At 46.3% G+C, this 22,961-nt stretch carries 17 protein-coding genes; 5 read left to right on the top strand and 12 right to left on the bottom strand.

What is annotated here, in order from left to right; all coding sequences use genetic code 11:
• Positions 1-204 precede the first annotated feature (204 nt).
• A complete protein-coding gene (locus IQ263_RS10590) occupies positions 205-1,677 on the top strand; it encodes an SGNH/GDSL hydrolase family protein (RefSeq protein ID WP_194067391.1) in 1,473 nt (490 codons plus the stop codon).
• 117 nt (positions 1,678-1,794) lie between these two features.
• On the opposite strand, the gene IQ263_RS10585 is transcribed toward IQ263_RS10590, so the two are convergent.
• The 5 genes from IQ263_RS10585 to IQ263_RS10565 form a co-directional block, all read right to left on the bottom strand.
• On the bottom strand, positions 1,795-2,610 hold the full coding sequence (locus tag IQ263_RS10585) for an MlaE family lipid ABC transporter permease subunit (RefSeq protein ID WP_194067390.1): 816 nt from the start codon (positions 2,608-2,610) through the stop codon (positions 1,795-1,797).
• A 366-nt stretch (positions 2,611-2,976) separates the two neighbouring features.
• Complete coding sequence (locus tag IQ263_RS10580; RefSeq protein WP_194067389.1) at positions 2,977-4,011, bottom strand: patatin-like phospholipase family protein; 1,035 nt, start codon at positions 4,009-4,011, stop codon at positions 2,977-2,979.
• Between the two features lie 144 nt (positions 4,012-4,155).
• The gene (gene mtnB / locus IQ263_RS10575) at positions 4,156-4,785 is read right to left on the bottom strand and encodes a methylthioribulose 1-phosphate dehydratase (protein WP_194067388.1); all 630 of its coding nucleotides are present in this window, start codon (positions 4,783-4,785) and stop codon (positions 4,156-4,158) included.
• A gap of 227 nt (positions 4,786-5,012) precedes the next feature.
• On the bottom strand, positions 5,013-5,681 hold the full coding sequence (locus IQ263_RS10570) for an HAD-IB family phosphatase (protein WP_194067387.1): 669 nt from the start codon (positions 5,679-5,681) through the stop codon (positions 5,013-5,015).
• A gap of 639 nt (positions 5,682-6,320) precedes the next feature.
• Positions 6,321-7,154, bottom strand: a complete 834-nt coding sequence (locus IQ263_RS10565) for a Crp/Fnr family transcriptional regulator (RefSeq protein WP_194067386.1) — start codon at positions 7,152-7,154, stop codon at positions 6,321-6,323.
• A 354-nt stretch (positions 7,155-7,508) separates the two neighbouring features.
• Between IQ263_RS10565 and IQ263_RS10560 the strand changes: the two genes are divergently transcribed.
• Complete coding sequence (locus tag IQ263_RS10560; RefSeq protein WP_194067385.1) at positions 7,509-8,363, top strand: DALR anticodon-binding domain-containing protein; 855 nt, start codon at positions 7,509-7,511, stop codon at positions 8,361-8,363.
• A 468-nt stretch (positions 8,364-8,831) separates the two neighbouring features.
• Here the strand turns inward: IQ263_RS10560 and IQ263_RS10555 are convergent, their stop codons facing one another.
• From IQ263_RS10555 to IQ263_RS10545, 3 genes are all read right to left on the bottom strand, one after another.
• Complete coding sequence (locus IQ263_RS10555) at positions 8,832-9,968, bottom strand: ATP-binding response regulator (RefSeq protein WP_194067384.1); 1,137 nt, start codon at positions 9,966-9,968, stop codon at positions 8,832-8,834.
• Entirely contained in the window at positions 9,965-10,336 is a 372-nt protein-coding gene (locus IQ263_RS10550) for a response regulator (RefSeq protein ID WP_194067383.1), read from the bottom strand. The genes IQ263_RS10555 and IQ263_RS10550 overlap by 4 nt, the downstream gene beginning before the upstream one ends.
• Positions 10,337-10,512: 176 nt before the next feature.
• Positions 10,513-11,988: an ATPase domain-containing protein gene (locus tag IQ263_RS10545; protein ID WP_194067382.1), complete on the bottom strand. Its 1,476-nt coding sequence runs from the start codon at positions 11,986-11,988 to the stop codon at positions 10,513-10,515.
• A gap of 84 nt (positions 11,989-12,072) precedes the next feature.
• On the opposite strand from IQ263_RS10545, the gene IQ263_RS10540 reads away from it, so the two are divergent.
• A complete protein-coding gene (locus tag IQ263_RS10540; RefSeq protein WP_194067381.1) occupies positions 12,073-13,491 on the top strand; it encodes an FAD-binding oxidoreductase in 1,419 nt (472 codons plus the stop codon).
• 206 nt (positions 13,492-13,697) lie between these two features.
• On the opposite strand, the gene IQ263_RS29275 is transcribed toward IQ263_RS10540, so the two are convergent.
• Positions 13,698-13,823 carry a hypothetical protein gene (locus tag IQ263_RS29275; protein WP_255515858.1) on the bottom strand — a complete coding sequence of 42 codons (126 nt, stop codon included), beginning with the start codon at positions 13,821-13,823 and terminating at the stop codon, positions 13,698-13,700.
• Here IQ263_RS29275 and IQ263_RS10535 point away from each other — a divergent pair.
• A complete protein-coding gene (locus tag IQ263_RS10535) occupies positions 13,805-15,214 on the top strand; it encodes a (Fe-S)-binding protein (protein ID WP_194067380.1) in 1,410 nt (469 codons plus the stop codon). The genes IQ263_RS29275 and IQ263_RS10535 overlap by 19 nt on opposite strands.
• A 421-nt stretch (positions 15,215-15,635) precedes the next feature.
• Here the strand turns inward: IQ263_RS10535 and IQ263_RS10530 are convergent, their stop codons facing one another.
• Positions 15,636-17,870, bottom strand: a complete 2,235-nt coding sequence (locus tag IQ263_RS10530; RefSeq protein WP_194067379.1) for a hypothetical protein — start codon at positions 17,868-17,870, stop codon at positions 15,636-15,638.
• A gap of 698 nt (positions 17,871-18,568) precedes the next feature.
• On the opposite strand from IQ263_RS10530, the gene IQ263_RS10520 reads away from it, so the two are divergent.
• Positions 18,569-19,081 carry a phycobiliprotein lyase gene (locus tag IQ263_RS10520; RefSeq protein ID WP_194067377.1) on the top strand — a complete coding sequence of 171 codons (513 nt, stop codon included), beginning with the start codon at positions 18,569-18,571 and terminating at the stop codon, positions 19,079-19,081.
• A gap of 254 nt (positions 19,082-19,335) precedes the next feature.
• Here IQ263_RS10520 and IQ263_RS10515 read toward each other — a convergent pair whose 3' ends face one another.
• Positions 19,336-20,004 (bottom strand): hypothetical protein, encoded by a 669-nt coding sequence (locus tag IQ263_RS10515; protein WP_194067376.1) that lies wholly within the window; start codon positions 20,002-20,004, stop codon positions 19,336-19,338.
• 110 nt (positions 20,005-20,114) lie between these two features.
• Positions 20,115-22,658, bottom strand: coding sequence for a DUF3769 domain-containing protein (locus IQ263_RS10510; RefSeq protein ID WP_194067375.1), 2,544 nt, complete (start codon positions 22,656-22,658; stop codon positions 20,115-20,117).
• Between the last annotated feature and the right edge of the window lie 303 nt (positions 22,659-22,961).

Raw genomic sequence — 22,961 nt, 5'->3', positions numbered from 1 at the left:
TCATGTTTTGTCGCTTTCAACTTGCTAATATAGCAGACCGAAGAAAAAAAGCAACTCCTTAAGCGCGCATTGTCATCTACCGTACAGCTAATTGTAACAACGCATTTTCATGGGCCGCACAGCTTTCGGAAGGTGCGCCGCAGCGTACCCTACAGCTACGGTTGGTAGTTATGAATAAGTTTTAGAGAACGGAAAAATAAAACAATGGCAAAACGGCAGGGAAATAGTAGAAAATCCAAAATTTATCGCTACTTATGGCCGCTGTGTTTGTGTCTGAGCTTCCTGTTAGTTCCGCTCCTTCCCAAAACATCGGCAGAAACGCCATTTCCGCCGCCCGCTCCCCTTGCAAATAATGCTAATTTTGGGGCCAGAATTCAAAGAACGATGGGGTTACTTGCTGCCAGCACTCCCACAGAACGCCGCCAAGTACGCATCCTATTTTACGGTCAATCCATCACTCAGCAAGATTGGTGGAAAGATGTCGCAAAGGATTTGAAACAGCGATTTCCCTACGCTGATTTGATTATTGAAAATCGGGCAATCGGAGGATTTGCCGCGCCGATTTTGCTCCGTCCCAGCGAGCACGATTTGTATCCTTTTTATCCAGATTTGCTAATTTTTCACGTCTACGGAGGTGATGAGGATTACGAAGCGATAATTGCCAATGTCCGCAGCCGCACCGCTAGCGAAATACTCTTGCATTCAGACCATATAAACTGGTTGCCCGCAGGTAACAGTAGCGATAATCCAGATGAAGTCAAAGGATATGAATGGCACAATACTCATTCTACAAAATGGCTGCCAGAATTGGCAGATAAATACGGCTGCGAAATTGCGGAAATTCGCGAACCTTGGCGCAGGTATTTGCAAGACAATCGCTTGCAACCAAAACAGCTATTGAGCGACAGCATTCACCTCAACGAGTGGGGAAATTTTCTGCTAGCTGCTTTGATCAAACCGCACCTGCGATATAACCCAAGTTCTCCTCAAACGCCGCCGGAGTTAGTCAAAACCTATACAGTTGGTACTGATGTTAAATGGCAAGATGGCAAGTTGGTTTTAGAGTTTGAAGGAAATCGGATAGATGCGATCGCCGATAAAACCTTCAACGGCGGCGCGATTTCTGCTAAAATTGCGATCGACGGCAAAAAACCCTCAGAATTTCCCGAACTTTACACCATCACCAGACCCAGCGCTAGTCTGGGCGTCGCTTGGCCCGCAATTCTCCAAATATCCAGTCAAAAACCGCTAATCGTCGAAGATTGGAAAGCAGTAATTACCGAAATTAACAGCGACTCCAGCAAGTTTAAATTTGACGTCATAGGTTCCAAAACAGGTTACGACGGCAGCGGTACAAACGACAAAATGTTCGTTTCAAAATCTGGCCGCATCGCCATTGAACCGAAAAACTGGTGGCTGCAAAATGCCTACGACTACTCGAAAAAGGCTACACCAAAAGGCTTTGAGATTACGTGGCAAGTTAAGCCGATGTTTGTAGATTCATACATTCCGCCACAAATTGCAGATTCCAACCGCGAATATCCTACAACATTAGCTCAGAATTTAAGCAACTCCAAACACATCCTTGAAATCATTCCTGAAACAGAAGGCACAGTTCCCATTCAAGCAATTCGAGTCTATCGCCCTCCTTATATTCCTGATATTCCTGCGCCATGAAGAAAAACTAAAATCCTCACTACGAAGTTAGTTTATGTAGTTATTTCTTCAACCCACGCACCATCCGGGTTTTGTCTGTGTAAACGCGGTTTAAACCGCCGAGTCTTCTACCAACAATTACCCGCTTCTCGTAATTCCCAACTCGTGAAACATCAACAGCGATAAAAAGAAATCCGCCACAAAAATAAACACCCAAGAAGTCACCACCGCCGCCGTTGCAGCTTGACCTACCCCTTTCCCACCGCCCGCCGTTGTCAACCCCCAACCGCAACCGACAAGGGCAATAATCAACCCAAAAATAAAACTCTTAATCGCCACAGTTACTAAATCCCAAGGCCCCAAAAAAGTCCGCACCGATTCCAAAAATACCGACGGTTCCAACTCGTAAAAATAAGCCGCCACAAACAGCCCGCCCAAAATCCCCACCGCTACCGCAAAAATTGTTAAAATCGGCAGCATGATGCAGCAAGCTATCACCCTCGGCACTACTAAATAATCAACTGGATTTGTTCTCAACATATACAGGGCATCTATTTGTTCCGTCACCTGCATTTCTCCTATCTCTGCGGCAAAGGCCGAACCTACTTGTCCCGCCACCACGCCCGCCGTTAAAACCGGTGCTAATTCCCGGCAAAATGCCAGAGCAAAAGCACCTCCCACCGCCCCAATCGCCCCAAACCGAATCAATTCTCTGGCCGATTGAACAGTAAAAATCATGCCCGCAAAAAAGGCTATTAGCAGCACTGAACGCAAAGAATCCAGGCCTACTGTTACTAAATGTTCCATGATTTTGCGGCGGTCAATTTTGCATTGGAGTATCCGCAGCAGCACTTGACCGCCCAGGAACAGCGTCACTAAAAACCGCTGAAACCACCTGTTATTGAAGGTTTCATCTAAATGTCGATCGCGCTTTTCTTGGTATTTTTTAACCAATTATATCAATTCCGGTTGCACCGTCAGGTGACTGTTGACTGTTGACTGTTGACTGGCGGGTCGAAAAACTGAATGGTTGAGTGTTAACTGTTGACTCGATTTTATTATTCCGATGCAACCAGAAACGATATTATTGACAGCTCGCGATTAATTACAAACAGGGCAAATAATTGCTAAATAGAGACTTACCCAATTCTACAGCAATTACTGCGCGATTTGTCAACATATTTTTAGTCTGCCAGCCTTGCCGTTGGTAGGTTATACCATTTTAAATTTTAGATTGAGACTGATTAGTTTTGTGGTCATCCTCAGTTTTTCCCAATTGTCAAATCTCAAGTCTCAAATCCAAAATCTAAAATTTGATGGCTACTCGGCAAGCAACAAGTCGATAAACTTATCCAACTCTTCGTCATGCTTTTCGGCTTGATCCTTACCAATTCTCACCAAATCCAATATCCTCTCTTCCGAAGCATCATCAATCCGCAGCGGTGGTTCGTGGTTCAAATCGGGAGTAATTCTCAAATATTGATTTGGTCTTTCAATCGCATCATAAATTTGGAACAATTGATAATTTACAGTTTCAGCAACTCCCGTCATCATGATATTAATCAAAGGCTCAACCCACTCAATTTGACCCCAATTTTTCACTTCTTCGTAGGGATATTTTTTCTGAGCTTCTCCCGTCCCCAAAGATAAAATGACCATATCTTTTGCTGTCGGGCCTCTCTCTGGGCGATCGTCGGAAAATGTGAATTTATTTCTCACTTCCGCATAGGCGCAAAGTGCCGGATTGTTTGCGAATACTCCCCCGTCAATTAAAGCGTAGCATTCGTTTGTCAAAGAGTAAATTTTGGGAATTTCAAAGTAAGTGGGAGCGGCCGATGTGGCTCGGGCAACATCTCTGATAAAATAGTCAGCTTCGGGATGTTGTTTCGCATCCATTTGGTTGAAAAAATTAGCTTTTCTTCTTTCCACGTCGTAACTGGAAATTAAACAAGGTTTCAGCAGTTGGCTGAGTTGGCAATCACTAAAGTTTTTCCGAAAGAATTCTTCTAACGGAGGGCTGGGATATTTCTCATCTATCAAACCGTCTATAGAGCGAACTTTTTGCCAAAATGAACTTTTAAAAACGTCGCGGCCGCTGTTGATTGAAAAATTAACAGCGTCTAGGGCAGACCACCGAGGTCTGCTGGGATTTTTGGGATCGGGAAATAAATAGATACAAGTTAAAATTCCTCCCGCACTCGTGCCGGCGATTAAATCGAAATAGTCAGCTATTCTCGCATCTGGGTTGCCGCTTTTCTGTTGCAGCTTTGACTCGATGCTAACTGCAACTTGTGCGGGGATAATTCCTCTGATTCCGCCTCCGTCTATGGATAAAACTCTGTTATATTTAGACATAATTTTTGTTTCCTTTTTTGGATATTTGCTTGTTGGCTACACTTTTGAAATCAAAAGTGTTTGATACGATACTTAGCGGTAAGGTACACCCGAAACACCCTAGATATATTAGATTTTGCGTTTAGGAATTTCCTAAATTCATATCTAATATTTCAAATCTAAATTTAATTGGCGGGCTGCGATCGTGTATCGAAAAATGTACTCTACAATTTCTACGTAATTGTAGGCGGCGGCTGGCGAGTCTGCCCAGACTGTGATGCCGTGATCGCGAATTAGTAAAGCTGGTACAGAGGGTGCACAAATGGCAAAGTATTCGCAGATTTCCTTGGCTATCTTAGGCACTTCCAAATAATTTGCAAATAGGGGTATCGCCACTTGGGGGTTTTCCTCCCACACGCCCAAACCTTTGAGCATTTCGATCGCGGGTAAAGGCACTGCATCGCCTTCGGTTAGCCGAGAAACTAAATTTGCTTCGATGGAGTGGACGTGATAGCAAGCTTTAGCGTCTGGAAAACTATTGTAAACGGCTAAATGAATGCTGGTTTCGGCGGAAGGGCGGCTGTCGGGAACAGGCTGCTCGACGATCGCACCCTCGGAGCTCATTCTGATAAAATCTACTTCAGTCAACTGCCCTTTCGCGCGACCACTAGCAGTAATCCAAAAACTGCCATCTGGTAAGCGGGCCGAAAGATTGCCAGCAGTCCCCACCATCCAACCGCGATCGTAAAAATGTTTGGCTGCTGCAATTAAATCCGGTCTCAAATCGCCACTCATTCTTTGCAAATCCTCAGTTTTTTATCCAGCTTTTACGTTAATCAGAATTGCGCTAGTCTATTTAAATGTATGGTGCACAATGTGCACCTTACCAATACACATACCGCAGAGTGAGGTACGAAGAAAGTAATTCACAATTCCCTTCTACGAACAGGAAACACCAATGCCCAATGCCCTGTTTGCCCAATGCCCAAGAGAATCTAATTCACCTGAGAAAGGCTATAGTTTCAACTCCATTTCTGGGACAAATTTTCCAACACGTCAAAAAAATTATCCCATTTAGTATAAGGCTTTTGCTGTTCGTCTAGATACTCGGCAAGCCGATCGCGTGCAAACACAGACGAAGCCTGCAAAGCCATATTAAAATCCGTCAGCGAATCTCCAATTGCCACCTGTTCCTTTGCAGGGTGACGGCGCATTACCCGCACCTTAGACACCAATTCTGCATCTCCTTCAAACTCAGAATTGACTTGCAAGCGAGGGCCGCTAGAGTCCAGATCCACGGCGTAAATAGCGATCGCCCGGTGTGCCAAATCACCCATAACCGCCTCTACCATAATCCGTAAACCGCCAGAAACGATCGCAAAATCCACCTTTTGCTGGTCCAAAAAATCCAGCAATTCCACCAATCCCGGTCGCATCAGTTGTCCCCTAGAAAATTCCACAATTTCCCCGTAACGTTCCGAAGAAATAGACTCTAGTAACTGCCGCACACCCGATCGCAAACTCAGCCTTCTTGCGTACATTTCCGGCATTAGTTGAGACGATAATTCCGGTGCAAAATGCTTCAGCATTGCCACAAAAGTTTCTTCAACAGTGATCGTGCCGTCAAAATCGCAGAATACCACCCGTTGCCGATCGTTCGGAATTGGAGAATTTTGCTTGTCATCAGTCATTGTCAGTCGCACAAGATAGAGAACGGGAAAAGTTTACACTATTCATCGTACACCGAAGAAGTCATTAGTCATTAGTCATTGGTCATTAGTCATTAGTCATTAGTCATTAGTCATTAGTTATTGGTTATTGGTTATTGGTTATTGGTTATTGGTTATTGGTTATTGGTTACTGGTTATTGGTTATTGGTTATTGGTTATTGGTTATTGGTTATTGGTTATTGGTTATTGGTTATTGGTTACTTGCTACGAATTCCCAATCCCTCCGCTTGGCTCCGCCCACTTCTCAATTCCCAATAACAACTAACAACTAACACTCAACACTCAACACTCAACACTCAACACTCAACACTCAACACTCAACACTCATTGGTCATCAGGAAGGAGGCTCGCTTCGGCTTCCTTCGGCTACACTCTACCAGTTGTTCTTCGGGTAAAAAGAGACAAGAAGAGAAATGGAAGAAGGAAGAAACAAGAGGGAAGAAAGCCTTGAATTTTCGTTGCAAAATAACGCTTTAGTTTAGATCCAAAGCAGAAGCAATCGACGGCATCGGCGTGCAATGCGAGAACAACTTCCCCGCCCTCTGGTGCGGTTGATATAATAGCTAAACGCTGTTTCTGACACTGGCCCGGAAGATTTTATCAAGAATCTTCGATATCGTCTTCGATATCATCTTCGATATCATCTTCGATATCGTCTTCTAGAGAATCTTCGATATCCTCTTCGAGGAATGCTTCTACATCCTGCTTTTGATTTTTACTTTTTTGGGGATTAGCCTTAGTCGGCAAACAAATTAAATTGTCATCCTCAGTATTAATCAAACCTTTCGATCGCAACTTGCCCATCAGTCGCGTCACAGTCACCCGCGTTGAGCCGATAGCGCTGCCAATTTGAGCGTGAGTCAATACCCAAGGCAGCCTGTAGCCCCGAACCACATCCGGTTCTGCCTCACTTACGTAAGGTTCGCCGAACTCTTCGATCAACAAAGTGAGAAAACCCAGCAGTCGGTCGATCGTCCGGCGCTGTCCCAAAGTGCTCAGCCAGAGGAGTTTCCGCTGGTGCTGGTAGCGAAACGCATCCAAAATTTCCCGGCGAAAGTGAGGCCAATTATCCAAATCGTGCCAATACATCCACACTACGTGAGTTTGATCGGCATGAGCGAAAGCTTGGAGAGTAAACGGAGACTGAGCAACCAGCTCAAAAGGTTGACCCGCGCCGACGAAGCCCAAAAAAGCTTCTTCTGTAGTTTTGCGAGCTGATTTTAGCCCCGGCTTCGCCCCGACGCTAACTTGAGCGCTACCTACAAGCCGCACAGAACCTTTCTGGACTAAATAAAGCAGTCCGGGTCTGGCGGGAATCTTTTCGTCTTTGCTAAAAGTCCGGCAGCGGTAGTGTTCCTGGGCCCAGTCGATAATTCGCTGCCAAGTGATAAAAGGTCGATCGATCGTCTCTAGATGTGTGGAAGTTGATTGCATAAGTGAGGCTCTGGGATATATTTAATTAGTTAGAAAAACAGCTTCTGCCAGCATTCTGATACAAAGTGAGACAACCAACCCCCGATCGAACTTGCACGCTTCTTAACAGTGCTGATTATTTTCAGTTTTACCTAAAATTCAATGTAGCAAAAAATACATAAAAATGGTAGAGTTCAGCAAAGAGTTTCACGTAAATTATTGTTATGTAGCCCAAAAATCGCTCAAACGTCGATTAATTGGATGTAGCCGGTCAGGGCGAGCCGATCGCTCATCTGTAATATCAGCAGTTTAACGTACAACAACAGCGCCAGCGGTAACACTCAGAGAGTAATTTTTACCTAATGATGGGCCGATATGGATACACCAAATATGGAGCAGTGCCCCGAAGTTACAGTGAAGTGTTTTTTGCTCTTAAGATTGCAGGGCGCGATCGCCCAACAGGACACACTGGCACAAATTCCGTTAAATCGGGGTAAAGATAGCGCCGGGGTGCTGTACGTCTCTGCGATCGCCCTGAAATTGGCTAAAACTCGGCAACAGACACCGCAGGCGATCGCCGCCGAGTTGCTCGAAACTCTCAAACCGCTGTGCGAGCCAGATTTTGCCGTTAAAGTCGCACCGGGGGGCATAATTGAGCTGGAGCTGACTGATGCAGGTTTAGCCCTCTGGTTGCAGCGTTTAGCTCAAAATTCCCTCCCAGATCCCGAATCTCGCATATTATCTCCTGTTGTGTCAGGCGATCGACTGTTTCCCATTCAATACAGCCACGCCCGCTGCTGTTCCCTGCTGCGAATGGCCCACCGCGATCGCCTAATTTCGATCGCCCAACCCGATGTCCGTACAGCACCGCAAATTTGGTCGCTGGCGGCCCCAAATCCCATACCCTGGCTCAACAGCAGCCAGCAACTGCGGTTAGTACATCCGGGCGATCGTACTTTAATTTCGCAACTAATCACAGCCCTAGACAATTTATCTCCAGTTTTTCAGAATAATTGCACCCAACAAAAACCAGTCAATTATCTCAAAACAGCTAATAATTTGAGCCAAGCATTTCAGACTTTTTACAGCCAATGTCGGATTTGGGGCGAAGTTAAAACAGAAACACCAAAACTCGCCCAAGCCAGACTGGGTTTAATATTAGCAACTCAATCCTTGCTGCGATTTATTCTAGAAGAATTATTGAACGCCGTTGCTCCCGTAGAACTTTGATTGCAGTCACACAATGTTGTATCAGAATAATAACTAATACCAAATCCGAGCTTTCCAACTCCTGTATATTCTGACTTTTCTGTTTACTCTTCTCTTCTCTTCTCTTCTCTTCTCTTCTCTTCTCTTCGCGATAAGATCGCTGACGCGCGACTTCGCCTAAAGCGTCTTCGCGGTTCCATCATCAAGGGGGTATGTTACCTAGATTTAGTATTAGTTGTCAGTTGTCAGTTGCTAGTTGCTAGTTGTTATAGCAAATATGGGTTTTGTATCCCCTTTACGAACCAGTCGGCGTAGGCCGACATCGTTTGTGTAGACGCGGTTTCAACCGCCGAATCATCTAGTTGTCAGTTATCAGTTATTAGTTGCTAATTGTTATAGCAAATCCGGGTTTTGAATCTCCTTTACGCACCAGTCGCCTCCGGCCGACATCGTTTGACTTGCTGGCGGTTTCAACCGCCGAATCATCTACTATTCTTCAATTTTGGCGATCGGCAGCCTTACCGTAAACGTACTCCCGACACCCTCTTCACTGCTCAACACAATTTCGCCACCGTGCAAGTCCACGCATTTTTTAACAATACTCAGCCCCAGTCCAGTACCAGGAATTATACCCACATTTGTCGCCCGGTAAAACGAATCAAACAGCCGTTCTTGGTCTGCCAAAGGTATGCCAATTCCGGCATCTTGTACCGAAAAAATTACCTCAACCTCAGTAACTTTTAATTCAAAAACTACTTGAGTATTAGGAGGAGAATATTTAATAGCATTTGACAGCAAATTACTGAGAATGCACCGCAGCAAACTTTCCTCCAAACAAGCCATCGCCGATTGACTGTGATTCACAAAAACCAGCGTCACCGGCTCAGTTTGCGGCTTCAACTTCAGGCTGTTCTGAAATTCCGCTACCAACTCATCACAAAGCTTTGTTAAGTCTAGCGGTAGCAAGCAAAACGCCATTTTTCCCGACTCAGTTTTGCCCAGCAGCAAAACGTCATCTAATAACCGATCGATGCTTTTTGCTGCTGCTTGAGTTTTGTCTAGCATTTCTTGTGTTTTCTCATCTGTTAATGTCGATTTGTATTTAGTCAGAACTTGCGTAGTGCCGAGGATGAAGTTCAAAGGATTGCGAACGTCGTGAGCAATCATGTACAGCAAAGATGTTTTCATCTCGTTGAGTTCTTGGGCTGTTTGCAGAGTGCGGTCGAGTTGGTCGTGAGACAATTTGAGAGTTAAAGACAACTGGCGCGATCGCAGCAAAATTTCCACCCGCGCTTGCAATTCTATCTTTTCGACCGGAGCAATAATTAAATCATCAATAGTTTGCCAAATAAATTGCGTTGCCATCTTTACATCCGAGCGAGATGTAATCAAAAGAAAAGGCAAACATAGGGGGTGTTCTGCCTGTTTTTTGGCAGCTACCCATTGCCAGTGGTTTTTCAGAGCCTGACCGTCAATTATCCCCAAATCGAAAGATTGATTTAACCCTAAAAAATCGTCAATATTTTCTTTTGAATTGGGCAGCAATATTTCATAGTAAACTGCCAGCCATTCTAATAACAAGCGGCGATTTTCTTTCTGTTCTACAAGCAATAAAATTCGACTCACGCAGATTCTCCTAGCAAGCTGTGAACAACGGATAGCAAATCTCTAACGATCAAAGGTTTTACCAAAATGCTCCGAGCACCGCGGGAGAAGCTTTCGTGCCCAATGGCCGCGCTTTGTTTGGGCGAAAGTATCAGAAAAGGGATTTGGTGATTTCGCAATTGTTCGCAGCATTCCCAAATCTGGCTATCGAAACCAGAAATATCTACTAAAGCCATCCCGATTTTAGCAGGCTGACCGATCGCTCGCGCCACATCTTCAAAGCTAGAAGCCGCGAGCATCTGGTATCCTTCTTTGTGAAGAAATTGTGCTAAAAGCTCCAAGTTTCGGTGATTGCGGTCAACTGCTAAAATTATTGAATTGCCAGTCATCTGTCAGCTTCCTCGGAATAAGGCTGATGCCGTAGGAGATTTTATATTTAAGTTAGCGTCTGGGTACTTCAGGAAAAATCCCTCTCAATCAACAAGGCCGTCTATCAACTTAATGCCTAAATTTTCGACCGCCAAACAGCCGATTGAAATCGATTCAGAACCATTTCAACCCCGATTCAATCTTCATCCACTTCCCCCTCAACCCACACCGGCGCAGAGCTCAAAATGCCGCGCAGCCCCCGTATCGGCTTGCTGACTTTGAGGCCGTAGCGAGTAATATCGAGTTCTCGCAGAGTTTTCTCGAAATCGCTGACTCGTTTTTTAATTACTCCGATCGCCTTGCGGATTTCTGTTCTATTATGCAGTTGGCGTTCCAGATAGCGGATCAACAGAATATTATCCGCCAAATAGCTAATCCCGATCTCGGTCATCCGAAAATCTCCACCAATCTCTTCTACCTCATTAATCAAGATCACGGTAACTCCCATATTCTTGAGATACTTGCACAAAGCGTGCAAATTGTTCACCAAATTTTGCCCCTGCATCGAAAGTTGATAGCCAGAAACACTGTCAATCATCACAATCCGCGTCTTTTCCTGCTCCACTTCTTGGCGTACCATAGCAGCAAACTGATCGGGCGAGTAGAGCAAAGGTTCCACGGGTATCACCGAAAGAGTTCCCCCCGCAATCATCGCGCCAACCGGGATGTTAACTGATTCGCAGCGGTGCAGCAGAGTAGAAATTGACTCCTCAAAAATGTAAACTACCGATCGCTCCCCCCTTCCCGCCGCCTCCTTCATAAACTGAATTCCCACCGTCGTTTTACCCGCACCGCTAGGCCCCGTAATCACCGTCACAGTCCCCCGTTCCAGCCCCCCGTGCAACAGTTCGTCAATTTCAGGAACCCCAGCAGAAATCGGTTCAGCCACAAAATCCTGTTGATAGTTGTCCGGTAGCAGTCGCGGAAATACCTCCATACCAGTCTGAGTCAGGCGCAGCGAATGGCGGCCGTTGCGGAAGTTGGAACCGCGCAGCTTGCTGACAGACAGAGTGCGCCCTTCACTCAGCAGTTCCAAATAAATTACTCCGTCGCTGATGAATTGCAAATCGTCGTCGGGAGCACTTAATGTGCCTTCTGAGGTGAACACCACCGTCGCCCCCCCTTCCACCAAAAACCGCAGAAAAGACAAAACTTGCTTGCGAAACTGAAACTCATCCGCAGCTAAATAGCGAAATTGAGTAATCGCATCCAAAAATACCCGAGTAGGCTTGACAGCTTGGACTCGCTCGATAATCTTTTGTGTAGTGGGTTCTCGCTCAACCTCCGACGGGGAGAAAATGTCATAAGTTTGAATTTCTGTAAAGAATTCCGAGGAGGGACTCAAATCGAGGAAAGCCATCGATTCGATATCAAAACCGAGAGTTTCGGCATTGGCGCGCAATTGCGCTTCCGGTTCTCCTAAAGTAATAAACAGGGGCTTTTCACCCACAGCCATACCTGCGGTCAAAAAGTGCAAGCCCAGCGTAGTTTTGCCGGTGCCAGGGCCGCCCCGCACCAGATAAGAGCGCTGAGCAATCAGCCCGCCGCCAATCACTTCGTTGAGACCGGCAATTCCTACAGAAAGTCGGTTTTGAGACATTTGTTGGTTCATGTTTTGAATATCGGGCCAGTATTAATATTTAATGGTTTTAGGCAGTGCTGTAATTATTTTTTTACCGGGCGTTTGATAACCTTGATGAAATCTTTATCTACCGAAAATTACGTTACCACACAAAAATTAGAAAATATTGTCGGCACTGCTGCCATCTGTCTGCAGCAAGACACAGAGGCGGTTTGGCAAAATCGGGTAGAAAAAGCAATTGCCCCCGGTACTTCAATAGACTGCACTGTTTACCCTCATACTCAGGCAGAACTCGCGGCCGTGATTGCTTGTGCTCGGCAAAATCGCTGGGCCGTCTTGCCGGCAGGGAGTGGCAGCAAACTCGATTGGGGGGGGTTGGTTAAATTAGACCCGGATCCCCCCCAGCCCCCCTTAACAAGGGGGGAGCAAGATGTTGTCAAAGTCCCCCTTTTTAAGGGGGATTTAGGGGGATCTCCTGATGCCAGGGGACTCGCGGCTGCGAGCACAGCGCGCCTGAATCGCCTTGTAGAACACGCTGTGGGCGATTTAACGGTGACTGCGGAAGCGGGGATGAAGTTTGCCGATTTGCAGGAAATTTTAGGTAAATCAGGTCAATTTTTGCCGATCGATCCAGCATATCCGCAGCAGGCAACTTTGGGCGGGATTGTCGCTACTGCTGGTGCGGGTTCTCTGCGGCACCGCTATCGGGGGGTGCGCGATTTGTTGTTGGGAATCACCTTTGTGCGATCGGACGGTAAAATTGCCGTAGCTGGCGGTCGAGTTGTTAAAAATGTCGCCGGTTACGACTTGATGAAACTGTTTACCGGTGCTTACGGCACCTTGGGAATCATTTCTCAAGTAACTTTCCGAGTTTATCCATTACCTGAATCATCGGGAACTGTAATATTGACTGGGGAAACTAATGCTTTAGCCCAAGCTGCTCAAATCTTATTATCCTCTGCCTTGACTCCGACAGCAGTTGATTTTCTGTCGCCGCAGTTAGTAGAAAAACAGAGTTTGGGTAAAGGTTCGGGATTAATCGTCAGGTTTCAAAGTATCGCCGAAAGCGTCAAACAACAATCAGCCCGCTTGCGGTCAGTTGGCGAAAAGTTGGGATTGCAAGGTACTAGCTGCGGCGGTAATGATGAGGATCAATTATGGCAAAGATTGCCAGAAACAATCTGGAATTCTGCCAATAATTCAGCAATTATTTGTAAAATAGGCATCAGACCGTCGGAGGCTGTCAAGGCAATTAATGAGTTGCCGGTACAGGACGCTTTGATTCATGCCGGCAGCGGTTTGGGGGTTTTGCGGTTTGAGACGGCGACTGCTGATACGCTGTTGCAGGTACGCAGGGGGTGCGAAGCTAAAGGCGGTTTTTTGACTGTTTTGGCAGCGCCGACCAATATCAAGCAAGGGTTAGATGTTTGGGGCTATACTGGAAGTGCGATCGATTTAATGCGCCGCATCAAACAAGAGTTTGACCCGGAAAATATTTTTAGTCCAAATCGCTTTCTATTAAAAGGTTCGTAGTGAGGACGACCGTCCTTTTTGAATCTATTTCTAAGTCTTTTGTGAACCTGATTTTTTTTTAAACGAACCGCGAAGGCGCAAAGAGCGCAAAGGAAGAAAAGAGAAGAAAATAAGAGAAGAGTTTGTGTTTAATTGACTGATGTAGACTTCCTATCTAGAAACTTCTCTAAAAGTTAGATTTTTCTTGATTTAGCAAACCCATTATATTACTTCTTCCTTCTTCCCTCTTCCGACGGACTTACATCCGTTACATCCGTTACATCCGTTACATCCCGTACATTGCTCGTTGCCGAACTTCCTTCTTCCTTCAAATATGCAAACTTCAGAAACATCTCAAATTCCCAGCGATGATTTAAAGCCTGCTAAGGAAAGCAATTTCCTCGCACAAAATCCTCATTTGCAAACCCTGGAAATTCCCGGTTTCGACGCTAAAAATCCGCCGGATCCCAAATTAATTGATACTTGCGTCCACTGCGGCTTTTGTTTGTCAACTTGTCCGAGTTATCGCGTACTCGGCAAAGAAATGGATTCGCCCAGAGGCCGCATTTATTTAATGGATGCAATTAACGAAGGCGATGCACCTTTAAACGAAGCAACTTCGCAGCATTTTGATACTTGTTTGGGCTGTTTGGCCTGCGTGACAACTTGTCCTTCTGGGGTTCAATACGATAAGCTAATTTCTGCAACTCGCCACCAAGTTACTAGAAATCAAGAACGCACTTTTTCTGACAATGTAATTCGTACTCTGATTTTTAATCTCTTTCCCTATCCTCACAGGTTGCGGCTTTTGCTTGTACCGCTGTTTGTTTATCAAAAATTAGGACTGCCAAAACTAATTCGTAAAACAGGTTTGCTGAAAAAAGTATTTCCTCGCTTGGCGGCGATGGAATCTATTTTGCCGAAGGTAACGGTTGATTCTTTCCGGGATAATTTACCGGAAGTTATTCCCGCACAAGGGGAGAAACGCTATCGAGTCGGCGTGATTTTAGGTTGCGTGCAGAGGTTGTTGTTTTCGCCGGTTAATGAGGCTACGGTGCGTGTTTTGACGGCTAACGGCTGCGAGGTTGTGATTCCGAAAAGTCAGGGATGCTGTGCTGCTTTACCCGAACATCAAGGACAAGCTGAACAGGCGAAATCTTTGGCGCGACAAATGATTGACAGTTTTGAAAATACTAATGTTGATTTTGTAATTATTAATGCTGCTGGCTGCGGTCACACTTTGAAGGAATACGGTCACATTTTAGCTGATGACCCGGAATATCGGGAGAAAGCTGAGAATTTTGCGGCCAATGTTAAGGACGTGCAGGAGTTTTTGGCAAGTGCGGGCATTACGGCTAAACTCAATCCTTTGATTGAGGGAGATTTGACAATTGTTTATCAGGATGCTTGTCATTTGTTGCACGGACAAAAGATTAGTTTGCAGCCGCGCCAGTTGTTGCAACAAATTCCTGGTGTGAAGCTAAAAGAACCTGTGGATGCTGCTTTATGTTGCGGGAGTGCGGGGGTTTACAATATGTTGCAGCCGGAAATTGCTGATGAGTTGGGTGTGCAGAAGGTGGAGAATTTGCTGAATACTGGGGCGGAGTTGATTGCTTCTTCTAATCCTGGTTGTTCTATGCAAATTAAGAAGCATTTGGAGTTGCAGGGGAAGGCTGTTACTTTGATGCACCCGATCGAGCTTTTGGATTATTCTATTCGTGGGGTGAAGTTGCAGAGGCGTTAGTTGGCTGGGGCGGGCGGTGTCTGCCCTGTTTTTGATGCTGAATGAGATTTTTTTTGATGAACCGCAGAGGGCGCTGAGGGCGCGGAGTTAGAGAGGAGAGAGCAAGATGAATAGGTTATTGTATTGAGAAGTATCGCACTTTGGGTTGCTGTCTTAGCGGAAAGACTGCGATCGATGGGAATTGACCCGGAATAATTGTAGACTGGATTGGGCCTGCGGGCGATCGCACTTTTAAATTTTAACAAAAGTGCGATCGGCACAACAACTAATGACTAATGACCAATGACTAATGATATCAAATCCGGTAGCATCGGAATGATTCAGATATATATTCTCGGACTCTGTGTACTCTGTGTTCTAGTAAGGTTAAATCATTCCGATGCAAGCGGAAACGATATGACTAATGACTAATGACTAATGACTAATGACTAATTCCCTCTTCCAACTTCAAAAAATGCACTTGTCCCGAAGCTTCCGCCGCCACAATTGTCACCCCATCCGGTGCAATAGCGCAAGCTTTCAAAGCACTATCTCCCCTGAAACTAGCAACTATTTTTCGACTCAACAAATCCCAAACTTTCAGAGTATTGTCATCGGAAACCGAAATCACCTTATTTCCCAAAGTCGCCACAGATGTTACCGCATCCCCATGACCTGCCAAAGTAAAAATTTCTTTTCTACTTGACAAATCCCACACTCTCAGATTTGGTTCCCGCCCGCCAGAAATTGCCCATTTACCATCCGTTGTAACTGCCACAGCATTCACAAAACTCTCATGACCTTTGAGAGTAAAAAGTTGATTTTTGACGGCTAAATTCCACATATTTTTCAAAATATTCTTTTCTTTCCCCAAACTCCAAACTTTCAGAGTTTTGTCGCCGGACGCCGAAATTACCCGTTTTCCGTCGGGAGTAACTGCTACAGCTTTTATCCCGTCTGTATGACCTAAAAATGTAAAAAGTTCGTCTCCTGTTTCTAAACTCCAAACTTTAATAGTTTTGTCTCCAGAACCAGAAATTGCCATCGTTCCGTCAGGCGTAACAGCTACAGAATTTACCCAGTCTCTATGACCCCTGAAAGTCAAGATTGCGGTTCCGGTTTCTAGATCCCAAAGTTTCACGGTTTTGTCGCCGGAACCCGAAATTATTCGCTGGCTATCTGCTGTGATTGCGATCGCTTTTACCCAATCTTGATGTCCCCCAATAGTAAAAATTTCTTGCCCATTTTTGAGATTCCAGACTTTAATTCTGTTGTCTCCTGAACCAGAAATCGCTTTAGTACCGTCCGCCGTCACTGCTACAGCATTTACCCAGTCATCGTGACTTGCAGGTGATAAATTTTCTTTGCCTGTTTCTAAGCGCCAAACTTTCAGGGTTTTGTCCGATGAACCAGAAACTATCTGCTTCCCGTCGGGGGTAACAGCGACAGCATTCACGGGCGCGATGTGATTGGTAAAAGTAAAAAGTTCTGCTTTTGTTTCTAAATTCCAAACTTTCAGGGTTTTGTCGCCGGCTGCCGAAATTACTTGTTTTCCATCGGGAGTGACTGCTACAGCTTGGACGAAACTGCTGTGTTCTCCTAAAGTGAAAAGTAGCTTTTCTTCTAACAAACTCCACACTTTGATAGTGCCATCATAACTGCCGGAAATTATTTGTTTACCGTCGGGAGTTACTGCTACTGATTTCACCCAATCTGTATGTCCGGTGAGGGTAAAAAGTTCTTGTCCTGTTTCTAGATTCCAGACTTTAATACTGTTGTCTCCCGAACCGGAAATTAACTGTTTGCTATCGGGAGTTACTGCTACGGACTGGACAAAACTGCTGTGACCTTTCAGGTTGAAAATCACTGTCCCTGTTGACAAATCCCAAACTTGTATGCTGCCGTCCCAGGAACCGGAAATTATTCGCTTGCCGTCGGGAGTTACTGCTACTGCTTCTACTGCAAAAGTATCGCCTGCTAATGTTAATATTTCTGTTCCAGTTGCTAAATTCCAAATTTTAATCGTGTTGTCCCAAGAACCGGAAATTACTTTAGTGCTGTCTGGGGTGACGACTACAGCATTGACGTAGGTAAGATGACCTTTGAGGGTGAAAAGTTCTTCTCCTGTTTCTAAGTGCCAAACTTTGAGATTGTGGTCTGAGGATGCAGAAATTACCCGCTTGCCGTCGGGGGTAACAGCTACAGCTTGTACCCAGTCTGTATGTCCGGTGAGGGTACGTAGCAATCTGCCGCCCGGAGGGGTAAAGCTGGGCGTTAGGGGTCGCAACCAGGGGTTTTTCTGCTGTTTTGCTTGGGTTAGGAGTTTGTTGATTTCGGGGGTTTCAAAGCGCATTAAGCGGGCAATTAGTTGCGCTGCTAGTTGGCTTTTGTCTTTGGCTAATATGTGGGCAGAAAGTCTGATTGCTTCTTGGATTAACTTGAGATTTTCGGTTTTTGGATCGGTGATATTATCAGGATCTTTTGCTAAATCATAATCTTCTATTAGGGCTTGTACTCCTGATGCTGACAGCTTGGATTCAATAAATTTGTAATCTGTTAGTAAGCTGTATAATTTTTCTGAGTCTGAAGTCGCTGCTAGCTGATTTGGCAGCATTTCCAGACAGTGTGTCTGTTCTGCAGACTGCATTGTGTCCAGCCCTTCCGTAAACTCGCTCATAAATTTGCTGATGTCTTTTTTTTAAATGTATGCGATCGCTAGCTGCACGTTGCTGGAAACTCGCTCGAGAATCTTTTCTCGTTTATTTAGGATGACATATTTGAAGGCTATTTGCTACCGGGCTACTGCCCTCGATGAGGCTGATGGTTCAATGAATCGCTGGTATTTGAGTCCGTGTCTGCTTTGAGAATTTTTAATGAGTGCGATTGCTATCAACCGCAGCCCGTGAAAATTCAACTCTGCAGCGCCAAATCTACCGATCGACAAAACCTGACATATATCGTTGTTTTTCTTAATATAGCTGGTCTGGGAATGATGATTGTCGATCGGCTAACACTCTCAAAGCTCAATTTTTTAAGGTACCGCAATCCTATTGGATGCGCGAATCAGACTTTTTTAGCGCCATACGATGCCGAATCTAATTTTCTGTCAACTCGGCTGCATCAGCCTGCTGTCGCCCGGTGGGGTTTCGTACCTCAACCAAACCTGCAATCTGCTGGACCCAAATCCCGGAAAGTTTTGCAGGCGCGCCCTATTCCTTTAAAATATAGAGTGGCACTTGCACTCTTAAACCTGGTTTATCAGCTAAAATCATTGGTTTAACCGCTAGGTACGCAGGTAGAAACCGGGTTTCTGAGTTTATAGCACGCCCGTGGCGATCGAAAATAAAGAAGTATTTAAGTTTAGAGACAAGTTTTATGGATGTTATCGAGTTTTTTGAGTTAAGTGCAGGTAAATGGTTTTCCCAGCGTACCGTACACAATCTTCAGTCTGGCGAATTACAGGCTGGTAAATCTGACCTCAAAATAGAAATGGTGACAGCTAGCGATGCAGCAATTGTCAAACTTTGCCAACAACACTCGATTAACCCTACCTCAACTCAGCTAAAGGGCGTTCGGATTTCTTGGGACGGTATTCCCGATCGCAACCAAGCTAAACAAATTGGTTCTACAATATTAGCGATCGTCCCCAATCCCGACAATCCTAGGGAAGGTCAAGTGTTGCAAGAGAAGGGAAACGCCCGCTACGTGATGGGCGATGACGATGTGCTGACATTGATTACAGAATCAGATACTGTCCGCGCCGAAGAAAGGCTGTGGTATCTCATGCCCAATCTGCGGCTGCGGACTAGCGTTGTTAAGCAAGCTAACGGTACCCAACAGGCATCTTTTTGTTCGGAAATTCGGATGGGAGTAACTGCGAAAAGTTAACTTTCGGTCGATTGAAGAATTGAACAATTGAATAATTGAGGAATCAGAGATTTACCCCACTGATGAATCTGCTATAGCGGTTCTCAAGCGTAGTGATATCGTTTCCGCTTGTATCGTCAGGTGATTTAACCTTATTAGAACACAGAGTACACAGAGTCCGAGAATATATATCTGAATCATTCCGATGCTACCGGATTTGATATGAGGTATGCCCCATGCCCAATGCCCAATGCCCCATGCCCAATGCCCAAAATTTACACTTTCTTTCTGCTTTCTCGCTTTTTGATTCGGCCTTTGAGGGCAATGGCTTTTAACTTGGTGTGAAAATCAGTGTGTTTGACAACTGGGAATGATTTTGTCACAGGTTTGTCGGGTAAAAAGCGATCGACCTCGGCTTTATCGGCGAGGGCGGTAAGGGCTAGGTCTTCATATACTACAACTTCTTGATTTTCTTTTGTACGATCGCGATCGGGTAATTTTTCTGTTTCCTGTACTTCTATGTTCGGGACTTCTGCATCTGGCGCGCGATCGATTTCGGGCTCTGACGGCGCAAGCAAATCTAACTCTGCGACACTGACTGCCGGTGCGGGGTTCGATAAAACTCTACCGTCCTGCGGCAGTTTAGGCTCTTTTTCAAAGTTTAAATCTTGAGGAAAATTGTTGCAGACTAAGCGTTCAAACTCGCGATTAAAATGATAGAGCGGTTCTCCTATCCGGTGCCACATACTCAATAGCTGATCGACAGAAACAGCTTTGTAGCGCCCTTGATAAAGCGCTTCAACCACTGCTAAACGCAGCCAGTAGCCGGGGTACTTGGTCAGCCATTCACCCGCCAATTTTTCGGCTTTTTTGCCACCTAGGTCAAAGCCGTAGTGAACCAGCAGAGCCGCTGCTTGTGCAGATATTGCCGTCACTTCTATCATTTGTTATTGGTTCGTTGTCTGTTGTCTGTTGACTGTTGACTGTTGACTGTTGTCTGTTAACTGTTGGTTCCAAATACCCTGTTTGACCAATTCCCAATTAGCCAATTGAATTAATCGGATAAACGCACGCCTCCTTCTACTGTTTTCACGTCTCCAGAAAAAGGTTGGGGAGTGCCGTTCCAATTGAAGTCGCTAATTCTAAAAGTCAGGCTGCCGACTTGACGTTCAGGATTAAAACGCAAAATAATTGCGTAGCTGCGACGGCTGTATTCTAAAGTGTAGTTCGTACTGATTGCTTCCTTGCTCTCTAAATTAATAGCTGTTTGAAAGCCAACTCGAAATCCTCCGTAAACTTGCTGGACAAGTCCAAAAGATAGGACTTTCAAATCTACTAGCCGATCGAACAAATAAGGCGATATGCCGTCCCGCGCTACCTGAGTGTAAGTCACGTTAAATCCAGTGTAGTCGAGGAAAGGGCGGGAGAAATGGCCGAACTGCCCTTGAATGCCGACGCTGCTGGCGATCGAGTTTTGTGTGTCGCCGCTGCTGTAATAAGTGCCAACTCCCCGGACTCCCAAGGCTAGTTGCAAGAAAGGAACCACTGGGTTGCGCGTGTACTTCAAACCCTGGGTGGGAGTGCGGGGTAGCGCTTTACCCTCCCACAGGTTGAAGCCGCGGCTCAAGGCGAAGCTGGCTTGGGCGCGGCCTAAATCGATGCGGTTGTTTTCGCGCACTGGTTCGAGCAAGTCTGGTCTATCGGTGTCAGCATTGATAAATTGATACCCGGCTTGATAGCTGAGATTGATGCCTGTGCTGCCGAGTGGGATGACGGGGGAAGTGAGGACTGCCCCGAGGCTGCTCTGCACGGTTTGATAGCCCAGAGAGCCGTTAAACAGTCGATCGCGGTAACTGTATTCTGCCGCTAGAGAGTGAGTGCCGATCGACTGCAGCAGGCGCACATTGCCCCGAAAGCTGTCTTCTGGCAAATTCGGGAAATCCTCGAAACTCAGAAATATCGCCGAGGCTTCGATATTGGTACGAGGGCCTAGCCTAGAGGTCAACTTCGCTTTGAGTCCGTAGCTGTCGGGAAAAAACGGATTGCCGCCGTGATCTGCCACGACCCGCTGAAGGTATATTTGTGGTGTCAGGGTGAGCCGCACCGGCCCGTTTTGCAACACCTGAAAACCGCACTCGGCATACAAACCGCCCCTGTCCCCGCCGTCGTAGCCAAAGGTCAAACAAGGGCCGTTCTGCTGTCGGCTGTCAAACACTTGTCTGCGGGGATACACGGGTATTTTGATGCGGTTGTCAAATACTAAGCGGGGCGAATTTGTGACTAATTCTTCAGCCGTGGGCGAAATGCTTCTAATCGTCGCCCTCCGCGCCCTGTATTCAAATTCTGGCGGGGAAAACGGGTCGTTAGTAATCCGAATGTTGGTTGCGACTCTGGCGCCGTTGGGCAGAAGTTCGAGGCGTTCTGCTTCAAAGCGGATGCGGTTGACTGCGCCGACAACTTGGGGGGCTGCTAGCTGTCCGCCGCCGCCGATGGTGACGCTGGCCGCTCCTGGGGATTTGACTTGGCGCAGGGGCTGCTGGCTGGTAATTCGATCGCTCAGAGGCTGTTCGAGAATGGTTCCGGCACTAATATCTGTGGGTAGTGTGGGCGTTAATTCGCTACCTGCTGCGGGCAGGAATATTTCGCCACTTGCTTGTTCGACTGCGCCGGAGTTGAGGCCGAGATTGAATTCCATCTGCTGGCCGCGGACTACTTGTTGGCCGCGACTATAGGCGACGTTGCCTGATGCTACCACTTGGCGGGTGACTAGGTTGACGATCGCGCGATCGGCATCTATCACAGTTTGCCGGAACCGCACCACAACATTACCAACCGCCGTGACAATTTGCTGCTTGTCGTCAAATTCTTGGCGGTCGGCCTTAATTTCGATGGTATCGGCCGGACTCACCGGAAAAGGCACCGTCCGCTGAGATGGTGCGGTGCGGACTCCCGGCGCGGCTGGTTTGGGCTTTGGTTTGGGCTCTCTTGTTGCGGGTTTGGGGGCGGTTCTTGGTGCGGGGGCGGTTCCTGGTGTGGGAATCTCGAACTGTTGCTGCTCGGTGGGAGGCTGTTCTGGCGCGGGTTCTGGAACGGGAATCTCTGTTGGTACGGGAGCGTTCTCTTCTAACTGTCGGCCTTGGGCCTGATACCAACTTTCTTGCGGTTTTAGCGCATTCTTGTCCTCTTTTCTCTGCTCCCCTACTATTTTTTGGCGATTCCGAGCTGCCACAGCATTTTCTACCGAACCTAACTGGTAAGCAGTAAATGAGGAATCTTGCTTAGCTGCTGGAGTTTCGGGTTTTTCCGCAGCAACCGGGTGCCCAAATCCCGCTACTGCTTCGTCGCTTTCGACTATGGCTGGAGGGTGTGCGATTTCTGGAGGCTGTTGGTTGCTGGCTGGGGGGGTATCGAGGACTGCTGCTTCTTCTACTTGGGCCGGTTGCTGGGGTGGCTGAACGATTTCTGAACTTGGTTCCGGTGTTTCTACGGAGTTGCTGGGGGTGTCTCCATCACTGGCTGCGACAGTTAGGGCTGCTTTCTTTGGTTTCGCGATGTAGATGATGGCAGGTGGTTCGGGCGGCGGTACCGGATATGGCATAGTTACAACAGGTGAGTCATCCGATTTTAGATTTTAGATTTTAGATTTTAGATTTTAGATTTTAGATTTTAGATTTTAGAGGTTTTTTATAGCTGAGAATCGATCGTCCAAATTTTCGCACTTAACAGCCAGCGTTTCAAAGTTAAGCTAAATTTTTTTGCTGCGCGGAGTTGTTAGCTGGCTCATCTTTATAAACTTGGTTGCTTACTAGATGTTTCGCGGGAATCAGCGAATATTTCCTAGCAAACGGGTTTGTTTTGCCACAAGATAACCTCGCTGGTGGTGCGAGGTCAAGTTTTGATT

Origin of the sequence: Tychonema sp. LEGE 06208 (assembly GCF_015207505.1) — a bacterium.
In the GTDB taxonomy this organism is placed as follows: domain Bacteria; phylum Cyanobacteriota; class Cyanobacteriia; order Cyanobacteriales; family Microcoleaceae; genus Microcoleus.
This window is presented reverse-complemented; position numbering and strand designations above follow the sequence as displayed.